Raw genomic sequence first — 18,048 nt, 5'->3', positions numbered from 1 at the left:
AGGGGACCGATGGCCGAAGACAATCCACCCCTGGGCCGGCTGCTGCGGGAACGCCGGGCCTATCACGGCTGGACGCTGGCCGAGGTCAGCGCGATGACCGGCATCTCGACCGCCACGCTCTCAAAAATCGAGAACGGGCTCTTGTCGCCGACCTACGAGAAGATCCTGCAGCTCAGCCGCGGCCTCAACGTCGAGATCGCCGACCTCCTGGGGCCGCAGCCCGTTACCGACCAGCCCGAGCGGATCCTGGCCCGGCGCAGCGTCAGCCTGCAATTTGCCGGCGGCGCGCTGGAGACGGAGTTCTACACCTACACCTATCTGTGCTCGGACGTCGCCCACAAGCGCATCGTGCCGATCCATATCGAGGTGCGCGCCAGCACCGAGGCGCAGATGGGCGAGCTCACCTCCCATGTCGGCGAGGAGTTCGTCGTCGTGCTGGAGGGGGCGGTGCGGATCTTCAGCGAATATTACGAGCCGATCGACCTCGCCAAGAACGACTCGCTCTACTTGGACAGCACCATGAAGCACGGCTACATGTCGCTCGATCCCAAGGGCAGCCGCCTGCTGGTCAACTGCTCCAGCGCCACCCCCAACCTGGCGCAGACGCTGCGCGAGGTCATCAAGAGCAAGATCGTCGAGGAGAGCCGGCAGCCGCGCGCGGCCCTCCCCGCCGTCGCCCGCCGAGAACGCAAGGGCTGAAGCGCCGGCCCGGTCCGGGCCGCCGCCCATCCCCATGCATCCTGCCGCGCCGCCGGGCGCCGGCACCCTTTCACCTGCCCATCCCTAGAGCAAAGCGCGTTTGGGCGGAAACGCTGCTTTGCTCTAGCTCATTGTTTCGACGCGTCTTTGCGATGCTTGGCGATTCCGCCAAATCGCAAAACGCTTTTAGGGGGAAGAGCACCATGACGTCTCCATTGGCCATCGACGGCGGCTCACCGGTCATCCCGGAGCGCCTCCCCAGCATCCGCGACGCCTCCGGCCGCTCGCTCGGCGCGGAGGAACTGGAGCAATTGCGGGAGGTGATCACATCCGGCAGCCTGTCGTTCCTCTACGGCCGCAAGACTGCCGAGTTCGAGGCCGCCTTCGCCGCGCTCTATGGCGTGGAGAGCGCCGTCTCCGTCAGCAGCGGCACGGCCGCGTTGCACACCGCCCTGCTCTATCTCAACCCCGAGCCGGGCGACGAGGTCATCCTCTCCCCTATCACCGACATGGGGACGGCCATCCCCGTGCTGTCGCAGCTCGCCGTTCCCGTGTTCGCCGACGTCGATCCCCGCACCCAGAGCCTCGACCCCGCCTCGGTCGAGGAGCGGATCACCGAGCGGACGCGCGCCATCATCGTCACCCATATCTACGGCAACCCCGCCGACATGGACGCGATCATGGCCATCGCGGCGCGCTATGGCCTCTTCGTCATCGAGGACTGCGCCCAGGCCCTGCTGGCGACGGACCGGGGGCGCCTGTGCGGGACGATGGGCGACATCGGCTGCTTCAGCTTCCAGCAGTCCAAGCACATGACCACCGGTGACGGCGGCATGGTGATCGCCCGCGAGGACGGGCGTTTCGGGCGCGCCCTGCGCCAATGCGCCGACAAGGGCTGGCCGCGCGACAAGGGCGGCCGCGACCATCTGTTCCTGGCGCCGAACTACCACATGACCGAGCTGCAGGCGGCGGTCGGCCTGGCCCAGCTGCGCAAGCTGCCCGGCATGGTGGAGCGCCGTATCCGCTCGGCCGAGCGGCTGACCGCGGCGCTCGCTGGCGTCGACGTCGAGCCCATCGCGATCCGCGCGGAGACGCAAGGCACGTTCTTCTTCTATGGCTTTCGCCTGGCGCCCGAGCGCCTGCGTGTCCCCGTGACCCAGGTGATGAAGGCGCTCACCGCCGAGGGCATCGACGGCTTCGTCGGCTATCCCGGCCCGATCCCCCTCTACAAGTACCCCGTGATCCGCGAGCACAAGACCTTCGGCACGTCCGGCTGGCCCTTCACCCTGGCTGCGGCGCGCAACTGGAACTATGCCGACGAGATCTGTCCGGTGGCCGAGAAGGCCTGCCGGGAGACGGTGTGCATGTGGTGGACGGAGGGCTTCGGCGACGACCATCCGGGAGAGATCGCCGCCGCCATCGCCAAGGTCGTGGCGGCCTATGGGCAGCAGGGATGACCGCGCCGGGCACCCGGACGGCTCGCGAGGCACCATGACCCCTTCGAGGCATCAGCCGCCGCCCGGCCTCGCCGCGGCGTTCGATCTTTCGGGAAAGGTCGCGATCGTCACCGGCGGCAACGGCGGCATCGGCCTGGCGATCGCCCGGGGCCTCGCCGCGGCCGGCGCCGGGATCGTCATCGCCGGCCGCAGCGACGAGAAGAACCGCCGCGCCGAGCGGGACCTGGCCGAGGCCGGCGCCACGGTGATGGCCCTCAACGCCGACGTGACGCGGGAGGAGGACTGCAAGCGCCTGGCGGCGGAGGCTTTCGCCGCCTTCGGGCGGATCGACATCCTAGTGAACAATGCCGGCACCAATGTGCGCAAGCAGCCGGAGGAGTACAGCCTGGAGGAATGGCACATGCTCCTCGACGCCAACCTCACCAGCGCCTTCCTCGCCACCATGGCCGTCTTTCCCATGATGAAGCGGACGGGCGGCAAGATCATCAACATCGGCTCGATGACCTCGCTGTTCGGCGCGGGCTTTGCGGCGCCCTATGGCGCCAGCAAGGGCGGCGTGGTGCAGCTGACCAAGGCGCTGGCCTCGGCCTGGGCGCAGCACGGCATCCGCGTCAACGCCATCCTGCCCGGCTGGATCGAGACCGACCTGACCATCCGCGGCCGCGCGGCGACGCCGCATCTGCACGACCAGGTGATCGCCCGGACGCCGGCCGGACGCTGGGGCAGGCCCGACGACCTCGCCGCTGCTGCGGTGTTCCTGGCCGGCCCGGGCTCCGACTTCGTCACCGGCATCGCCCTTCCCGTCGACGGCGGCTACGCGGCGCAGGCTTAGGAGGCCGCGCGCCGCCTTCGCGAGGCGTGTGCCCATCGTCACAGCCCGGCACGACGATCCGTCCGACAAAGCACCACGCAGCGACGGACTCGCCGCCCTGCGCCCAACGAACCAGGAGCAGCACCATGACGCATGCCAGCGACATGCCGGCCACCGAGTTGCGGGACCTGTCCGAGGACGAGCTCGAACAGATCGGCGGTGGCATGAGAACGGACCCCGACTACACGAGCTCGAACGTCATCGACGCCCGCGGCGGCTCGCTGACGGTCTGGGGCGTGACCCTCACCTATGACGTCAACGGCAAGGTCAGCAGCATCAGCTGACCCCTCGCGACATCGCCCATGCCCACGGGCTCGGCAGGCGCATCCAGGGCCTGCCGAGCCCGCGGTCTTTGCACAAGCCGGCAGCGCGGGTCTGACGCAGCTGGAATTCCGTGGAGTATCCCTGTAATCGACAATCGGCCTACGGATACTTCACCGCTGGACCCCGCCTCGACAACAAGAACTCCTGGAAACGGCCGATGAGCACGCTTTCTGCCGATGCGGAACCGGATAGCCGCGCAACGCCTGCCGCGCGACCCAATGTCTACATGGCGGTCCTGCTCGCGCTGGGTCTTTCGCATCTGCTGAACGACACCGTCCAGTCCCTGATCCCCGCGGTCTATCCGATACTCAAGAGCGAATTTTCGCTGGATTTCGCCAAGATCGGAATGATCACTTTGACATTCCAGATCGCCGGCGCGCTCTTTCAGCCCGCAATCGGCCTTTATACGGACCGCCATCCCCTGCCCTACTCGGGCGCGGTGGGAATGATCTTCACGCTCGTCGGCCTGCTCAGCCTGGCTTACGCGACGAGCTACGCGCTCGTCCTGATCTCCGTCACGCTCGTCGGCATCGGCTCGTCGATCTTTCACCCCGAAGCCACGCGGTCGGCCCGCTACGCCTCGGGCGGCAGGCAGGGCCTGGCCCAGGGCATCTTCCAGGTGGGAGGACAGATCGGCGGCGCGCTCGGCCCGCTCCTCGCCGCCTTCATCATCGTGCCCCGCGGGCAGAGCAGCCTGGCGATGTTCGCCGCCATGGCGATCCTGGCCATGGTGCTGCTGACCTGGACCGCCCGGCGGCAAGCCGCGATCCGCACGCAGTTCAATGCCCTGGCCTCGCAGGCGCATGCGCAGGGCAGGCAAGCATCGTACTCGCGCGGCACCATCGTGTTCGGCCTGGTGATCCTGACCGTCCTGATGGCCTCGAAGCTCTCCTATCTGGAAAGCTTCCGATCGTTCTACACATTCTACCTGATGGATCGTTTCGGCGTGTCGATTGCGACATCGCAGGTGATGCTGTTCATCATCTTCATCGCTTCGGCCGCCGGCGTGCTCCTCGGCGGCATCGTCGGAGACAGGATCGGCCGCTACCGCGTCATCTGGATCTCGATTGTCGGCCCACTGCCGTTCACGCTGCTGCTGCCATACGTGGACCTGTTCTGGACCGGGGTTCTGACGGTCATCATCAACGTGATGATGGCCAGCGCCTTTGCCTCGATCATGATCTACGCCATGGATCTGGTCCCCAAGCGCATCGGCCTGATCGGCGGCCTGTTCTACGGCCTGAATTTCGCGCTCGGCGGCATCGCAGCCGCCTTCCTCGGCGGACTGACCGACAGCATCGGCATCGAGAACGTCTACAAGGCCTGCTCGTTCCTGCCGGTCATCGGCCTTCTGACAGTGTTCCTGCCGCGCCTGCCGGCGAAGCCCTGACGCGGGACCGGAAGGGGCAGAGAGCGGCCGTCAAGTGTCGCGGGAGAATATTGAAAGCCGGTGCAGCAGATCGCCATGTCCCGCGATCAGATCCGGAAGACCTCGAGAAGAACTCCACCAGAACAGATCAAACCGGATTGGCGCAGTGCCTGCGTGCTCTTCAAAATGACACCATCGCTCCGGGCCATCGCCGTCAAAATGAGCATGATAGAAGAACCGATGGTGCAGTTCCTGCCTGCCAAACGAGCGCATATCGTAAATGGTCTCGCCGAGAAAATCGTCAATTCCGACGTGGCCTATCCCGGTCTCCTCGGCCAGCTCTCTGGCTGCGGCCTGGGCCGGGGTCTCTCCCGTCTGGATTGTGCCGGCCGGCACCTGGAGTCCCGCATCGGGGTGATCAGGATGCGCCAAGAGGAGCAGATCACGTCCCCGGCGCGTCAGGTAGACAAATGCCTTTGGCACGGTGGCAAGAAGCATGGATGACCGATACCAGATGTGCCGATCGTCGCCAAAGCGATGCGATCGGCCGATTACCGGGACAGTTTACTCGGACCATGCTCCAGCCCAGCCGGGCAGTGAGAAAAATCAACTGTCCGCACAATCCGCATAGTCATAGCTCCGCACGTCTCGCCGGCGCCATCATCGTCTCGATGTCCAGCCGCACGGCCACCGGAAATACTGCCACCAATGTGTGCTCTACGTAGATCAAGTCCGGGAACTGCTTGCGCAAGGCTGGACCGCGCTCGTCGCGGGCCCAGTCCTGGATCGCCGACTTCAAGATGTCCAGGTAGATCGCGCATTCGTCAGGCTCATTCTTCAGCGGCAGATCGGCATGACGGACAACGATCCGATTCTCAGGAATCCATTGAAGGTCCCTCAGGCACTCGTCCAGCGCGTCCCAGTTCCAGCCGAAATATGGAAAATGCGCAGCGCCGTCGAGCGCGGCGAGCAAGGCATCCTTCGAGCCGATGCCTGCGGGGATGCTCAGGACGCGTTCGCCCGGCTCACCCGCATACTCCCTCTCGTAGTAGAGGAAGCCATCATCGATCGAAGTCATAGCTGCCCCCACGGCGTCATCAACGGCGCCTCCTCCGCCGGCAGGCTTGTGCGGATAGGTGCCCCCGATCGCCTCACTCCTCCCCCACCACCGCCTTCACCGCCGCCTCGAACGCCTTGCCCCGCTCCTCGAAATTCCGGAACTGGTCGAACGAGGCGCAGGCCGGCGAGAGCAGCACCACCGGCTCGGCCAGGCCCGACGCGCCCGCGTCGGCGGCGGCGAGCTCGACGGCGTTGGCGATGGTGCCGGCGCGCACGAACGGCACCTTGCCTTCGAGCGTCGCGGCGAACTCCTCCGTGGCCGCGCCGATCAGGTAAGCCTTGACGATCTTCGGAAAAAAGCCCTCCAGCGCGGCGATGCCGCCGGTCTTGGGCTTGCCGCCGGCGATCCAGAACATGGTGTCGAAGGAGGCGAGCGCCTTGGCGGCGGCGTCGGCGTTGGTCGCCTTGGAATCGTTGACGAACAGCACCGGTCCGCGCCGGCCGACCTGCTGCATGCGATGGGCAAGCCCGGGAAAGCTCGCCATGCCCGCCTGGATCTCGGCGGGCGAGAGCCCGGCCGCCGAGGCCGCGGCGAAGGCCGCGCAGGCATTCTGGGCATTGTGGGCGCCGCGCAGCGAGCCGATGCCGGCAAGGCTCGCCACCGGCTCGGGCACGCCGCCCTTGGCACGGACGATGGTCTCGCCCTCGGCATAGACGCCGTCGGGCAGGCGCCGCAGCACGGAGATGCGCACCACCCTGTGCCCCTCGCTCTCCAGCCGGTCGGCGATGGCTCGCGTCCAGTCATCGTCGACGCCGACGATCGCCGTGCGCGCGCCGGCGGCGAGCCGGGCCTTGATCGCGGCATAGGCCTCCATGGTGCCGTGGCGGTCGAGATGATCCTCGGTGACGTTGAGCAGCACCGCGACCGAGGGGTCGATGGTCGGCGCGAGGTCGATCTGGAAGGACGAGCACTCGATGACATGCACGCGCGCCGGTGACGGCGGCTCAAGCGACAGGATCGCCGTGCCGATATTGCCGCCGAGCTGCACGTCACGGCCGGCCGCGGCGAAGAGATGGGCGATCAGGGCCGTGGTGGTCGACTTGCCGTTGGTGCCGGTGATGGCGATGAACGGCGCCTCCGGGGCGACGGCGCGGCGCTCGCGGGCGAAGAGCTCGATGTCGCCGACGATCTCGACGCCGTGCGAGCGCGCCAGCTTCGCCGTCCAGTGCGGCTCGGGATGGGTCAGCGGCACGCCGGGCGAGAGCACCAGGGCGGCGATCCCGCTCCAGTCGAGCTTGTCCAACGGCTGCGCGTCGAGGCCCCGGCCCCGCGCCTCCTCGACCTTGGCGGCGCTGTCGTCCCAGACGATCGGGCGGGCGCCGCCGGCCTGGAGCGCCAGCGCCGTGGCGAGGCCGGAGCCGCCGAGGCCGAACACGGCGAGCGTGCGGCCGGCCAGCGAGGTGATCGGCGTCATGGGCTCACCGCAGCTTCAGCGTGGCGAGGCCGATCAGCGCCAGCACCACCGAGATGATCCAGAAGCGCACCACCACCTGCGGCTCCTTCCAGCCGAGCTGCTCGAAATGATGGTGGATCGGCGCCATCTTGAACACGCGCTTGCCGGTGTAGCGGAACGAGATCACCTGGATGATCACCGAGGCCGCCTCGAGCACGAACAGGCCGCCGATCACGGCGAGCACGATCTCGTGCTTGGTGGCGACGGCGACGGTGCCGATCATGCCGCCGAGGGCCAGCGAGCCGGTGTCGCCCATGAAGATCTGGGCCGGCGGCGCGTTGAACCAGAGGAAGCCGAGGCCGGCGCCGATGGTGGCGCCGCAGACAATGGCGAGCTCGCCGGTGCCGGGCACGAAATGGATCTGCAGGTAGTTGGAGAACACCGCGTTGCCGGCGAGGTAGGAGATGAAGCCGAAGCTCGCCGCCGCCACCATGACCGGCACGATGGCGAGGCCGTCGAGCCCGTCGGTGAGATTGACCGCGTTGCCGGCGCCGACGACGATGAAGGCGGCGAGCACGACGAAGAAATAGGAGAGGTTGAGCAGGAGGTCCTTGAAGAACGGGAAGGCCAGCGACGTCGAGAACGGCGGCGTGCCCGCGACATAGGCGATGCCGATCGCGGCGGCAGCGGCGACCGCGCCCTCCAGCGCCAGGCGCGCGCGGCCGGAATAGCCGGCATGGCTCTGCTTCGTCACCTTCAGATAGTCGTCGTAGAAGCCGATGGCGCCGAAGCCGAGCGTCACCAGGAGCACGATCCAGACATAGGCGTTGCTGAGATTGGCCCAGAGCAGCACCGAGACCAGCAGGCCCGACAGGATCATCAGGCCGCCCATGGTCGGCGTGCCCTTCTTGGACAGGTGCGACTGCGGCCCGTCCTCGCGGATCGGCTGGCCCTTGCCCTGCTTCACCCGAAGCCAGGAGATGCTGGCCGGACCGAAGAAGAACACGAAGAGCAGCGCGGTGGCGATGGCTCCGCCGGTGCGAAAGGTGATGTAGCGGAACACGTTGAGCAGTTCGACGTGTTCGCTGAACCGGCTGAGCCAATAGAGCATGGGGAAACCTCGGAGAAGGCGAAACGCACGCAACCCAATGTCGCGCCCGCCGATACCTTCTCGTTACGTCAATGATCGGAAGCGGCTGAGAGCGTTTGAGATCAAAGCTGGTCTCGATTCAAGGTGTCGGCGGGCAAAAAATGCGGTTCGTCCCCGGTCGCCTGGGGCGATCGCGTCCCGGCGGCCGAGATCGCCGCCCTGGCGACCTCGTGGTCGGAGAAGGGCAGCACGGTGCGCCCGACGATCTGGCCGGGCTCGTGGCCCTTGCCGGCGATGAGCAGGGCGTCGCCCGGGCGCAGCTCGGCCACGGCGGTGCGGATCGCCTCGCCCCGGTCGCCGATCTCGATCGCGCCCGGCGCTGCGGCGAGCGCGGCGGCGCGGATCGCGGCCGGGTCCTCGCTGCGCGGATTGTCGTCGGTGACGATGACCCGGTCGGCCAGGCGCGCGGCGATGGCGCCCATCATCGGCCGCTTGCCGGGGTCGCGGTCGCCGCCGCAGCCGAACACCACCACCAGGCGGTCGCGCACGAAGGGGCGCAGCGCCTCCAGCGCCTTCTCCAGCGCATCGGGCTTGTGGGCATAGTCGACGAACACCGGTGCGCCGTTGACCGCGCCGACGCGCTCCAGCCGGCCCTTGGCGCCCTCCAGCCGCTCCAGCGCCGCGAAGACGGCGGCGGGCTCGGCGCCGCAGCCGATGCACAGCCCCGCCGCCACCAGGGCATTCTCGACCTGGAAGCGCCCGGCGAGCGGCAGCCGCACCGCATGGACGGCGCCGCGATGCTCCAGACGCAGGCCCTGGGAAAAGCCTTGCACGTCGATCGACAGCAGCTTGATGCCGCTGCCTTTTTCGCCGACCGTCAGGACATTCAGGCCGCGCGCCGCGGCGGCATCGACGAAGGCCTGCGCCTCGGGGTGATCGGTCTCGATCGCCGCCGCCGCGCCCGGCGGCAGCAGCTCGGAGAACAGGCGCAGCTTGGCGTCGCGATAGGCCTCCAGGGTCGGATGATAGTCGAGATGGTCGCGCGACAGGTTGGTGAAGCCGCCGGCGGCGAGGCGCACGCCGTCGAGCCGGTGCTGGTCGAGCCCGTGCGAGGAAGCTTCCATGGCCAGATGCGTCACCCCGCGCCCCGCCACCTCGTCGAGCAGGGCGTGCAGCGCCACCGGGTCGGGCGTGGTGAGCGAGCCGTAGGTCTCGCCCCAGGGCGCCACCAGGCCGACTGTGCCGATCGAGGCGGCCGGCAGGCCGAGCGCCGCCCAGATCTGGCGGACGAAGGCGGCGACGGAGGTCTTGCCGCTGGTGCCGGTGACCGCGGCGATGGTGGCGGGCTGGCGCGGATGGAAGGCGGCGGCGACGTGGCTCAAGGCCTTGCGGGCGTTCGGCACCCCGGCGAAGGCGATGCCCTCGGGCAGCGGCGCCGCGCGCTCGCCGAGCACGGCGACCGCGCCGTTTGCAACCGCCTGCGCGGCGAAGTCCATGCCGTCGGCCTTGATGCCCGGCATGGCGCAGAACAGCCAGCCGGGCTGCGCCGCCCGCGAGTCGACCGTGATGCCGACGATCGGCATCGCGGCGAAGCGCGGGTCGAGGACGGCATCGGCCGGCAGCAGGGCGGCGAGCGGCCGCGGGCTCATTGCGCGGTCGCCACGGTCGCCGGCGCATAGAGCGGCGGCGGGTTGTTGGGGACGAACTCGAAGCGCGGCTGCTGGCCGAGCAGCGGCGCGACGCGGGTGATGATCTTGCCGGCGGTGGCGCCGGCGTTCCAGGCGGCCGTGGTGTAGCCGTAGCTCTCCGGCACGGCCTTGGGCTCGTCATAGATGGTCAGGAGCAGGTATTTCGGCTTGTCGAACGGGAACACCGCCATGAAGGTGGTGAAGTTGTGGTCCTTGTTCTTGGAATAGCGGCCGTTGACGATCTTCTCGGCGGTGCCGGTCTTGCCGCCGACCTGATAGCCGACAATGTCGACCTTCTTGGCCGAGCCGTCGGTGGCGTTGAGGCGCAGGAGGTAGCGCATCACGTCCGAGGTATGCGGCTTCAGGACGGTGGTGGACTCGGCCAGCGCCTGATCCTTGCTGCGCACCAGGAAGGTCGGCTTCATCAGGTGGCCGCCGTTCATCATCGCTCCCACCGCCATCACTGCCTGCAGCGGCGCCACGTTGAGGCCCTGGCCGAAGGCGATCGTCGCCGTGCTGAGATCCGTCCAGCGCACGGGAATCAGAGGAGCCGCATTTTCCGGCAATTCGGTGACGAGGCGATCGAGCTGGCCCATCTTGGCCAGGAACGCCCTGTGCGCCGTGATGCCGAGGGACAGGGCGATGCGGGCCGAGCCGATGTTGGAGGAGTGGGTGAACACCTCCGGCAGGGTGAGGATGCGGTGGGTGGCGTGATAGTCGGGGATGGTCCACTTGCCGAAGCGCAGGCTGGTGCGGGCGTCGAGCAGCGAGTTGGTGGTGAACTTGCCGGAATCGATGCCCATCGCCAGCGTCAGCGCCTTGAAGGTCGAGCCCATCTCGTAGACGCCGACATTGATGCGGTTGATCCGGTTGGGATCGAGCGCGTCGGCCGGGTTGTTGGGATCGAAGTCGGGCAGCGACACCAGCGAGATCATCTCGCCCGTGTTGACGTCCATCAGCACGCCGGCCGCGGCCTTGGCGCGGAAATGCGCGATGCCCTGCACCAATTCGTCGCGCATGACGTTCTGGGCCCTGAGGTCGATGGAGAGCTGCACCGGCGTCAGGTCGTCGGGGTTCTTGGCGGCATAGCCGAGCGCCGCGAGCTCGCTGAGGCCGCGCTTGCGGTCGATATACTTCTCGATGCCGGCAATGCCCTGGTTGTCGATGTTGACGGCGCCGAGCACGTGGCTGAGCGTCGGCCCGTTGGGATAGACGCGCTTGTTCTCGTAGAGGAAGCCGACGCCCGGCAGGCCGAGCTTGTAGACGGCCGCCTGCTGCTTGGGCGTGATCTCGCGCTTGAGCCAGACGAAGCCCTTCTTCGAGGCGAGCTTCTCCCGCAGGTCGCGCGCGTCGAGCTCGGGCATGGCGGCGGAGATCATTTCCGTCGCCTCGTCGACGTCGACGAGCTTCCTCGGCTCGGCATAGAGCGAGGGCACGCGGATGTCGGTCGCCAGCACCTCGCCGTTGCGGTCGAGGATGTCCGGCCGCGCCGTGGCGAGCAGGTCCTGGGCGGTGAGCTTGGCCGCATACTGGTCGCCCGGGGCGATGCCGAGCTGCGTCAGCCGGGCGAAGATGGCGACGTAGAGGCCGATGAAGGCGATCATGATGAAGGCGACGCGGGCGCCGCTCTTCTCCAGCTTCGTCGGCTTGCGGCGCGGCGGCTCGGCCTCGGCCGGCGCGTCCTCGGCCTGCTCCGTCCAGCCGGCCTCGGGCGCCGCCGCCTCCGGCAGCTCCTCCTCCAGTGCGATGTCGTCGGTCGCCGGATGGGTCATTGCGTCGATCCCGTCACCGCGGGCGCGGCGAGGCCGAGCCCTTCGAGCTTCTTGGCGATCTGGTCGTCCGGCGCCGGCTTGTCCGGCAGGTCGGTCGCCTTGACGATCTGCTCGATCTGCATGGGCTGCAGGTCGAGATGCTTGCGGGCCAGCGCGGTGATGCGCTCGGGCTGGGTGAGATAGGCCCATTCCGCCCGCAGCGTCACGATCGCCACCCGCTCCACCTCGATGTCGCGGCGCAGCTTGGCCACCTTCTCGGCCTGGCGCGTCGCCTCGTACTTGATGGAGTAGACGCCGATCGCCGCCGCGATCAGCACGCCGAACAGGATCAGGTTGAGCAAACGCGTCATCGGCGTCTCCCGGCGGTGGGCGCGAGGGCGGGCAGCCCGAGGAAATCCGTGCCGGTGTCGCGGGCAGGCGCGGCCGTGCGCACCGCCGCGCGCAGCTTGGCCGAGCGCGCGCGGGGGTTGCGGGCGGCTTCGGCCTCGGAGGCCGCGACGGCGCCGCGATGCACGAGCTCGAAGGTGGCGGGGGCGAGCTCAGCCTGCGGGGCATGGCGCGAGCCGCCGGCATCCCGGCGGCTGCGGTCGGCGAGGAAGGTCTTGACGATGCGGTCCTCGAGGGAATGGAAGGTGACGACGACGAGGCGCCCGCCGGCGCGCAGGATGCGCTCGGCGGCGAGCAGCGCCGCGGCGAGCTCGTCGAGCTCGTGGTTGACGGCGATGCGCAGGGCCTGGAAGGCGCGCGTCGCCGGATGGATGTCGCCGGGCTTGGAGCGGATGACCCGGCCGCAGAGATCGGCGAGGTCGCGGGTGCGCAGGAACGGCGCCGCGGCGCGGTCGGCGACGATGGCGCGGGCGAGGGCCCCGGCCCGGCGCTCCTCGCCCAGCGTCCAGAACAGGCGCGAGAGTTCGGCCTCGCCGAGCGTGTTGACCAGGTCCGCCGCGCTTGGGCCCCGCCCTTCCATGCGCATGTCGAGCGGGCCGTCCTGGCGGAAGGAGAAGCCGCGGCCGGCCTCGTCGATCTGCATGGACGAGACGCCGATGTCGAGGACCACCCCGTCGACCGCGGCGTGGCCGAGATCCCGCGCCACGGTGTCGAGGTTGGAGAAGCGGTCCTCGACCAGGGTCAGACGGCCCTGCATGGCCGAGACCAGCCCCATGCCGTCCAGCACCGCGTTGGGATCGCGGTCGATCGCGATGACGCGCGTGCCCGGCTCGGAGAGGATGGCGCTCGTGTAACCCCCGGCTCCGAAGGTGCCGTCGACGATGGTCTCGCCGTCCCTGGGCGCCAGCGCGGCCATCACCTCCGCCAGCATCACCGGCACGTGCCGAGGGCCCTGCCGGGCGTCGTCGGACGGGGGTGGTGGCGAGGCGGGCATCGGGGTCTCGAACAGGCGCGGCCCGGGGTTCCGGGCGAATTTGTCCAGACCCATTAACGGCGAGGAAGGGTTAACGAAGCGTGTGCGCCACCGCTCCGTCCGCGCGCCGGGACCGTCGCCTCAGGGGGTACGGCGGCGGGCGATGAAGCCCCAGACCAAGAGCACGATGACCGCCCCGACCACGGCGCCGATGAAGCCGGCGCTCTGGTCGGCCCGGTACCAGCCCAGCGCCTGGCCGAGCCAGGTCGCGACGAAAGCGCCGACGATGCCGAGCACCGTGGTCAGGATGAAGCCCTTCGGCTCGTTGTCGCCCGGCATCAGCACCTTGGCGACGACGCCGGCGAGAAAGCCGATGATGATGGTCCAGATGATGCCCATGACGTCCCCCGAGGCGCCGGCCGCCTTGCCGACGCGTGAAAGACCGGAAGGTTCCGTTCCGGACTAGGGTGTGATCGCTTCAAGTTGACTCGATCACACCCTCTATCTCTTTGTTTTTACGCATTGTCTTGACGCGAACCGAGTGCCGGTTCGCTGGAAAATGCTCTAGATCGCGGTGTTGCGCACGTAGAAGCGCCAGCCCAGAAGCACGACGACGGCGCCGATCACCGCGCCGATGAAGCCGGCCTTCTCGCCCTCGGCATAAAAGCCCATGGCCTGGCCGAGCCAGGTGGCGACGACGGCGCCGAGGATGCCGAGCACCGTGGTCAGGATGAAGCCGCTTGGATTGGTCGGGCCGGGCGTCAGGAAGCGGGCGATCAGCCCGGCGATGAAGCCGACGATGATGATGCCGATGATGTGCATGCGTCCCTCAGGCAGCGGGAATTGCGTGTTACAGATTGAGCCTATCAGGCCGCGAGCTTCATCGCACCAAGCCTGAAACCCATGGCGTTAAGGACCTTCAAGACGGTGGAGAATTCAGGGTTCCCGTCGGCGCTCAGGGCGCGATAGAGCCCTTCACGCGCAAGTCCGGTGTCTCGGGCGACCCGGCTCATGCCCCGCACCCGCGCGATCCTCCCCAGCGCCTCGATGATCGCCTTCGCGTCTCCAGCCTTCAATGCCTCATCGAGCGTCGCGTGCAACTCGGCCTCGCTCTGCAACGGTCCGAAATCGCCCGTCGGCGCGGCGAGCGAATCGAGCCCGCCTGGTTGGCGGATTGCATCGCGCGCCAACCATTCCGCGTCCGTCGCCCTCTCACGGAGAGAGCGTCGGAGCTCTTCATCCGCCTCGCTCAGGAACAGGTCCCAGTCGGCCATCCGCTTGAACATCACTGCGCGGCGCGCGGGTACGTTGAACAAGACAGCCGTCTTGCCAGCACATAAGAGACGCAAAACGTTCAGCGCAGTACCCGGACTCTTCCCGTCCCAGACCATCAGACCGTGGTCCGCCTCGCCAGCCATGATCCGGTCCTTGGCCGCATAGAACTGGTAGCCCCTGGTCCACTCGCCCGTCGCGACGTGTTCCGTCGGCCAATGGCCAAGATTGTTGCGGCAGATCGATCCCGAGCAGAAGACGGTCAGCCGAGGATAGGCGGCATCGAGGAAATGTTTCTGGATGGCCCTGTCCACGCCGTCGGCATCGCCAACGACGATTCGCAGCCCCCTCTGCCGCATGTCGTCGAGCCACTCCCTGACTTGGACCGGCAGCCGGGAAATGGCGCGCGAACCTCCGACGAAGACCGTGTTCATTGGCTGCTCCTCGCCGCCGGCGCATCGGCGCGTCGCGCTCTGTCGCATGGATGTAAGCCATGAGTTACAGTCGTTCAAGACGCGCGATCTCACCAAGGCTCGGCGAACCGTGCCTTCGCTCCCTCGGCAGGAAAAATGCCAGTTGGCCTGTAAGCCGGGTTCTGTGGGGCCCGCATCGCTGCGGACGTGGCGGCCATTCCTCTGGGGTCGCCGTCGCCGGCGGCCTCGATGCAACCAACCCGGACGGCAGCGCGGAAACGCGCTCCGGCGCGTCCGAAGACCGCCGCGGCCATCCCTATTCGGTCTTGCTCCGGATGGGGCTTGCCATGCTGCTCCCGTTGCCGGTCGCACGGTGCGCTCTTACCGCACCCTTTCACCCTTGCCCCGGCATGCCGGGGCGGTTTGCTTTCTGTGGCGCTATCCCTGGGGTCGCCCCCGCCGGACGTTATCCGGCATCCTGTTTCCGTGGAGCCCGGACTTTCCTCCATTCCCCCGGAAGGGAACAGCGGCCGCCCAGCCAACTGGCGCGGCTGATGTGGCCCAGGCGGGCGGCGGCGTCAACAGGCCGGATGACCGCGCCGAACAAAAAGGCGGGTCCGAAGGCCCGCCGAGTTGTTCTTGGGAGGGGGAACGGGTCGAGAACCGTTCGAAGGGGATAAAAGCACGGCCGAGCCGCGGCGGCTGTGCCTTTGGTCACGCCTGTGCGGGCAGCTCGGCCTTCAGCCAGCGCTCCAGGCCCTCGACGTCGCCGGTCTCGGCCGCCTCGGCGACGCGCCGGCCGACCGCGGCCCCGAACTTGTAGCCGTGGCCGGAGCAGGCGGAAACCACCAGGGTGCGCCCGCGCGGCGACAGGAAGAAGCGCTTGTCGGCGGTGAAGGTGTAGGCGCAGGTCACCACGTCGGCGATGGCATAGTCCTCGATCCGGGCGATCGGCGGCGAGAACCAGCGGCGGATGGTCTCGCCCTCGCCCGGGCGCGGCGTCCGGTCGGCGTCGGGATCGTCGGCCGGCACCTTGTGACGGCCGGAGCCGAACTTCAGCCCCCCGCCGCCGCTGGGCGGGATGGCATAGCCGTCGGCATCGCCGCCGATGTCGAGCAGGACAGGCGCTTTCGCCCAGGCCGCGGCGAGGTCGGCCGGCGGGGTGACATAGGCGAGGGCCTGACGGAACAGGGCGAGCGTGCCGGCGAGATCGGGGAAGAGGCGCAACACCCAGGCGCCGGCGGCGACCACCACCCGGTCGGCCTCGATGGTTTCGCCGGCCGACGTGACGACGCGCGCCTGCGCCGTGTCGACGGCGGCGACCTCCGTATGGGTGCGCAGCACGACGCCGCGGGCGGCGAGCCAGGCGGCGAGATCGGCGGCGATGCGCCGGCAATGCAGCGCCCCGCCCTCCTCGCTGAGGAAGGCGTAGCGCAGCGCGGCGGCATCGAGGAAGGGCCAGCGCGCCGCCGCCTCCTCGGGATCGAACCGGCGATAGGCATAGCCGCCGCGGTCGAGCCCCTCGCGGAACTGCTCGGCCTCGTCGCCGGGCTTCTGCGAGACGCAGAGCACGCCGACCGCATCGAGATGGCGATGGCCGAGATCGCGCCACAGCGCCTCCCAGGCCTCGAAGGCCTCGGTGATGGTGCGGGCATAGCCGTCGGCGCCGCCATAGGCGCGGCGGATGATGCGATGGTGATCGCCGGAGGCGGAGAGCGGGTTGGGCAGGCCGGCGCGCTCGACGAGGGTGACGGCGTGCCCGCGTTTGGTCAGCGCCCAGGCGGTGGACAGGCCGACGATGCCGCCGCCGACGATGGTGATGCGCATGGGTCCTCTCCCACCGGCTCAGGCCGCCGCCATCTTCGCCGCGGCGACGTCGCGCAGCGTCTCGATGGTGGAGGCATCGGCGATGCCGTCTACCCGCTCCTGGCGGAAATGGCGCTGGAAGGCGCGCACCACCGCCTCGGTCAGCGCGTCGTAGCGCCCGGTGACCTCGATGCCGTAGCCGAGCATGGCGAACATCGCCTGCAGCGCCTCGACCGGCTGGCCCTCGTCACCGGGGGCGAAGAAGCGCCCGCCGCGGATCGGCGCCGGCGGCACCCAGAGCCCCGCCCCGGCCTCGGCCAGGCGCTTCCAGTCGAATTTTTCGCCGGGATCCTCCTTGCGCAGCGGCGCGATGTCGGAATGGGCCAGCACATGGCCGGGCCGGATCGACCAGCGCCGCACGATGTCGGCGCAGAGCGCCGTCACCGCCGCCATCTGCGCCTCGGGAAAGGCGACATAGCCCCAGGCATGGCCGGGATTGGCGATCTCGATGCCGATCGAGCGGGAATTGATGTCGGTCTCCCCCTCCCAGGCCGAGCGGCCGGCATGCCAGGCCCGCCGCGCCTCCGGCACCATCTGCAGCACGCGCCCGTCCTCGAACACGAAATAGTGGCAGGAGACCTCGGCCAGCGGATCGGCCAGCTTCTGCAAGGCGAGGCCGCTGTCCGCCATGCCGGTATAGTGCAGGATCAGCATGGAGGGCATGGCGCCGCCGGCCCGCTCGCCATGGTTGGGCGAGGCGAAGACCTTGGCGGCGACGGGGCTGTCGGGCGCGGGAAGAGCCATGCGCCATTTGCCCCGGGATGGGGGCGGAAGGCAACGGGGTGGTGCGAAGCGACGGGGACTCGCTCACGGAGCGCGCAGCGCCGCGGCAATCGCGTCGACCACCAGCGGCAGCCCGCCGATGACACGATCGTCCGAGAAGCGCAGCACGCGCCAGCCTTCGCGCCGGAACCAGGCGTCGCGACGGGCATCATCCGCAGGCCGCTCCGCATGCGTGCGCCCATCGACCTCGATGATCAGCCGACGGGTTGGGCAGGCGAAATCGGCGACGAACGGGCCGATCGGCATCTGGCGACGAATGCCGTGGCCGGCGATCTGGTGATCACGCAGCGCCCATCAGAGCATGGTCTCGGCCCGGGTCATGACGCGACGGCGGGCGCGGGCGAACTTGCGAGCCGATTGGCGAAGGGGATGAGGCTCCTCCATGCATCGAGAATGAAGGAAGACGCGAAGAGCGCAAGGGAGGGGCAGAACGGTTCGGCAAGTCCCGCGGGAACCACGACGCGGAGCCTTCCCCAGCTGCGTGGCTGTTGTGTTCACACATTTAGGTATTCGAGGCCTACCTAAGGTGATTCTCTCTCGCACGATTGATTCGCGAGAGATGGGCGATGGA

General features: G+C 68.6%; 19 protein-coding genes and 1 other RNA gene. 5 read left to right on the top strand and 15 right to left on the bottom strand.

Annotation, left to right across the window (positions count from 1 at the left end):
- Nucleotides 1-9: 9 nt before the first annotated feature.
- The 5 genes from QO011_RS29465 (at nt 10) to QO011_RS29445 (ending at nt 4,741) form a co-directional block, all read left to right on the top strand.
- On the top strand, nt 10-699 hold the full coding sequence (locus QO011_RS29465) for a helix-turn-helix domain-containing protein (protein ID WP_307280384.1): 690 nt from the start codon (nt 10-12) through the stop codon (nt 697-699).
- A gap of 203 nt (nt 700-902) precedes the next feature.
- On the top strand, nt 903-2,156 hold the full coding sequence (locus QO011_RS29460; RefSeq protein ID WP_307280381.1) for a DegT/DnrJ/EryC1/StrS family aminotransferase: 1,254 nt from the start codon (nt 903-905) through the stop codon (nt 2,154-2,156).
- 34 nt (nt 2,157-2,190) lie between these two features.
- Nucleotides 2,191-2,988: an SDR family NAD(P)-dependent oxidoreductase gene (locus QO011_RS29455; RefSeq protein WP_307280380.1), complete on the top strand. Its 798-nt coding sequence runs from the start codon at nt 2,191-2,193 to the stop codon at nt 2,986-2,988.
- 125 nt (nt 2,989-3,113) lie between these two features.
- Entirely contained in the window at nt 3,114-3,311 is a 198-nt protein-coding gene (locus QO011_RS29450) for a hypothetical protein (protein ID WP_307280378.1), read from the top strand.
- A 197-nt stretch (nt 3,312-3,508) separates the two neighbouring features.
- Nucleotides 3,509-4,741, top strand: a complete 1,233-nt coding sequence (locus tag QO011_RS29445) for an MFS transporter (RefSeq protein WP_370882030.1) — start codon at nt 3,509-3,511, stop codon at nt 4,739-4,741.
- Between the two features lie 30 nt (nt 4,742-4,771).
- On the opposite strand, the gene QO011_RS29440 is transcribed toward QO011_RS29445, so the two are convergent.
- The 15 genes from QO011_RS29440 to QO011_RS29370 form a co-directional block, all read right to left on the bottom strand.
- On the bottom strand, nt 4,772-5,218 hold the full coding sequence (locus QO011_RS29440; RefSeq protein ID WP_307280377.1) for an NUDIX hydrolase: 447 nt from the start codon (nt 5,216-5,218) through the stop codon (nt 4,772-4,774).
- Nucleotides 5,219-5,351: 133 nt separating this feature from the next.
- A complete protein-coding gene (locus tag QO011_RS29435; protein ID WP_307280376.1) occupies nt 5,352-5,798 on the bottom strand; it encodes a barstar family protein in 447 nt (148 codons plus the stop codon).
- A gap of 73 nt (nt 5,799-5,871) precedes the next feature.
- Nucleotides 5,872-7,254: a UDP-N-acetylmuramoyl-L-alanine--D-glutamate ligase gene (gene murD / locus QO011_RS29430; protein ID WP_307280373.1), complete on the bottom strand. Its 1,383-nt coding sequence runs from the start codon at nt 7,252-7,254 to the stop codon at nt 5,872-5,874.
- A 4-nt stretch (nt 7,255-7,258) separates the two neighbouring features.
- Nucleotides 7,259-8,344, bottom strand: coding sequence for a phospho-N-acetylmuramoyl-pentapeptide-transferase (gene mraY, locus QO011_RS29425; protein ID WP_307280371.1), 1,086 nt, complete (start codon nt 8,342-8,344; stop codon nt 7,259-7,261).
- A 101-nt stretch (nt 8,345-8,445) separates the two neighbouring features.
- A complete protein-coding gene (locus QO011_RS29420; protein ID WP_307280369.1) occupies nt 8,446-9,972 on the bottom strand; it encodes a UDP-N-acetylmuramoyl-L-alanyl-D-glutamate--2,6-diaminopimelate ligase in 1,527 nt (508 codons plus the stop codon).
- On the bottom strand, nt 9,969-11,783 hold the full coding sequence (locus tag QO011_RS29415) for a peptidoglycan D,D-transpeptidase FtsI family protein (RefSeq protein ID WP_307280366.1): 1,815 nt from the start codon (nt 11,781-11,783) through the stop codon (nt 9,969-9,971). The genes QO011_RS29420 and QO011_RS29415 overlap by 4 nt, the downstream gene beginning before the upstream one ends.
- Complete coding sequence (gene ftsL / locus QO011_RS29410; RefSeq protein WP_307280364.1) at nt 11,780-12,133, bottom strand: cell division protein FtsL; 354 nt, start codon at nt 12,131-12,133, stop codon at nt 11,780-11,782. Before ftsL ends, QO011_RS29415 begins: the two co-directional genes overlap by 4 nt.
- Nucleotides 12,130-13,164, bottom strand: coding sequence for a 16S rRNA (cytosine(1402)-N(4))-methyltransferase RsmH (rsmH, locus tag QO011_RS29405; protein ID WP_307280362.1), 1,035 nt, complete (start codon nt 13,162-13,164; stop codon nt 12,130-12,132). Before rsmH ends, ftsL begins: the two co-directional genes overlap by 4 nt.
- A gap of 120 nt (nt 13,165-13,284) precedes the next feature.
- A complete protein-coding gene (locus QO011_RS29400; RefSeq protein ID WP_307280361.1) occupies nt 13,285-13,542 on the bottom strand; it encodes a GlsB/YeaQ/YmgE family stress response membrane protein in 258 nt (85 codons plus the stop codon).
- A gap of 165 nt (nt 13,543-13,707) precedes the next feature.
- Nucleotides 13,708-13,965, bottom strand: coding sequence for a GlsB/YeaQ/YmgE family stress response membrane protein (locus tag QO011_RS29395; protein ID WP_307280359.1), 258 nt, complete (start codon nt 13,963-13,965; stop codon nt 13,708-13,710).
- A gap of 44 nt (nt 13,966-14,009) precedes the next feature.
- Complete coding sequence (locus QO011_RS29390) at nt 14,010-14,849, bottom strand: addiction module antidote protein (protein ID WP_307280356.1); 840 nt, start codon at nt 14,847-14,849, stop codon at nt 14,010-14,012.
- Between the two features lie 134 nt (nt 14,850-14,983).
- Nucleotides 14,984-15,374, bottom strand: an RNA gene (gene rnpB, locus QO011_RS29385) — RNase P RNA component class A.
- Between the two features lie 168 nt (nt 15,375-15,542).
- Nucleotides 15,543-16,655: an NAD(P)/FAD-dependent oxidoreductase gene (locus QO011_RS29380; RefSeq protein ID WP_307280350.1), complete on the bottom strand. Its 1,113-nt coding sequence runs from the start codon at nt 16,653-16,655 to the stop codon at nt 15,543-15,545.
- An 18-nt stretch (nt 16,656-16,673) separates the two neighbouring features.
- A complete protein-coding gene (locus QO011_RS29375) occupies nt 16,674-17,438 on the bottom strand; it encodes an N-acetylmuramoyl-L-alanine amidase (protein ID WP_307280347.1) in 765 nt (254 codons plus the stop codon).
- A 63-nt stretch (nt 17,439-17,501) separates the two neighbouring features.
- Nucleotides 17,502-17,723 carry an endonuclease domain-containing protein gene (locus QO011_RS29370; RefSeq protein WP_370882029.1) on the bottom strand — a complete coding sequence of 74 codons (222 nt, stop codon included), beginning with the start codon at nt 17,721-17,723 and terminating at the stop codon, nt 17,502-17,504.
- Between the last annotated feature and the right edge of the window lie 325 nt (nt 17,724-18,048).

This window comes from Labrys wisconsinensis, from assembly GCF_030814995.1.
GTDB classification, from domain to species: domain Bacteria; phylum Pseudomonadota; class Alphaproteobacteria; order Rhizobiales; family Labraceae; genus Labrys; species Labrys wisconsinensis.
The sequence above is the reverse complement of the archived record's forward strand: the minus strand, read 5'-3'. Positions and strand labels throughout refer to the sequence as shown.

Excerpts from the sequence above, each read along its gene's own strand:
- QO011_RS29370 (WP_370882029.1), bottom strand. The coding sequence starts at position 17,723 with ATGCCGATCGGCCCGTTCGTCGCCGATTTCGCCTGCCCAACCCGTCGG.
- mraY (WP_307280371.1), bottom strand. The coding sequence starts at position 8,344 with ATGCTCTATTGGCTCAGCCGGTTCAGCGAACACGTCGAACTGCTCAAC.
- QO011_RS29460 (WP_307280381.1), top strand. The coding sequence starts at position 903 with ATGACGTCTCCATTGGCCATCGACGGCGGCTCACCGGTCATCCCGGAG.
- QO011_RS29465 (WP_307280384.1), top strand. The coding sequence starts at position 10 with ATGGCCGAAGACAATCCACCCCTGGGCCGGCTGCTGCGGGAACGCCGG.
- murD (WP_307280373.1), bottom strand. The coding sequence starts at position 7,254 with ATGACGCCGATCACCTCGCTGGCCGGCCGCACGCTCGCCGTGTTCGGC.
- QO011_RS29445 (WP_370882030.1), top strand. The coding sequence starts at position 3,509 with ATGAGCACGCTTTCTGCCGATGCGGAACCGGATAGCCGCGCAACGCCT.
- QO011_RS29415 (WP_307280366.1), bottom strand. The coding sequence starts at position 11,783 with ATGACCCATCCGGCGACCGACGACATCGCACTGGAGGAGGAGCTGCCG.
- QO011_RS29400 (WP_307280361.1), bottom strand. The coding sequence starts at position 13,542 with ATGGGCATCATCTGGACCATCATCATCGGCTTTCTCGCCGGCGTCGTC.
- QO011_RS29455 (WP_307280380.1), top strand. The coding sequence starts at position 2,191 with ATGACCCCTTCGAGGCATCAGCCGCCGCCCGGCCTCGCCGCGGCGTTC.
- QO011_RS29380 (WP_307280350.1), bottom strand. The coding sequence starts at position 16,655 with ATGCGCATCACCATCGTCGGCGGCGGCATCGTCGGCCTGTCCACCGCC.
- rsmH (WP_307280362.1), bottom strand. The coding sequence starts at position 13,164 with ATGCCCGCCTCGCCACCACCCCCGTCCGACGACGCCCGGCAGGGCCCT.
- QO011_RS29435 (WP_307280376.1), bottom strand. The coding sequence starts at position 5,798 with ATGACTTCGATCGATGATGGCTTCCTCTACTACGAGAGGGAGTATGCG.
- QO011_RS29440 (WP_307280377.1), bottom strand. The coding sequence starts at position 5,218 with ATGCTTCTTGCCACCGTGCCAAAGGCATTTGTCTACCTGACGCGCCGG.
- QO011_RS29375 (WP_307280347.1), bottom strand. The coding sequence starts at position 17,438 with ATGGCTCTTCCCGCGCCCGACAGCCCCGTCGCCGCCAAGGTCTTCGCC.
- ftsL (WP_307280364.1), bottom strand. The coding sequence starts at position 12,133 with ATGACGCGTTTGCTCAACCTGATCCTGTTCGGCGTGCTGATCGCGGCG.
- QO011_RS29450 (WP_307280378.1), top strand. The coding sequence starts at position 3,114 with ATGACGCATGCCAGCGACATGCCGGCCACCGAGTTGCGGGACCTGTCC.
- QO011_RS29390 (WP_307280356.1), bottom strand. The coding sequence starts at position 14,849 with ATGAACACGGTCTTCGTCGGAGGTTCGCGCGCCATTTCCCGGCTGCCG.
- QO011_RS29420 (WP_307280369.1), bottom strand. The coding sequence starts at position 9,972 with ATGAGCCCGCGGCCGCTCGCCGCCCTGCTGCCGGCCGATGCCGTCCTC.
- QO011_RS29395 (WP_307280359.1), bottom strand. The coding sequence starts at position 13,965 with ATGCACATCATCGGCATCATCATCGTCGGCTTCATCGCCGGGCTGATC.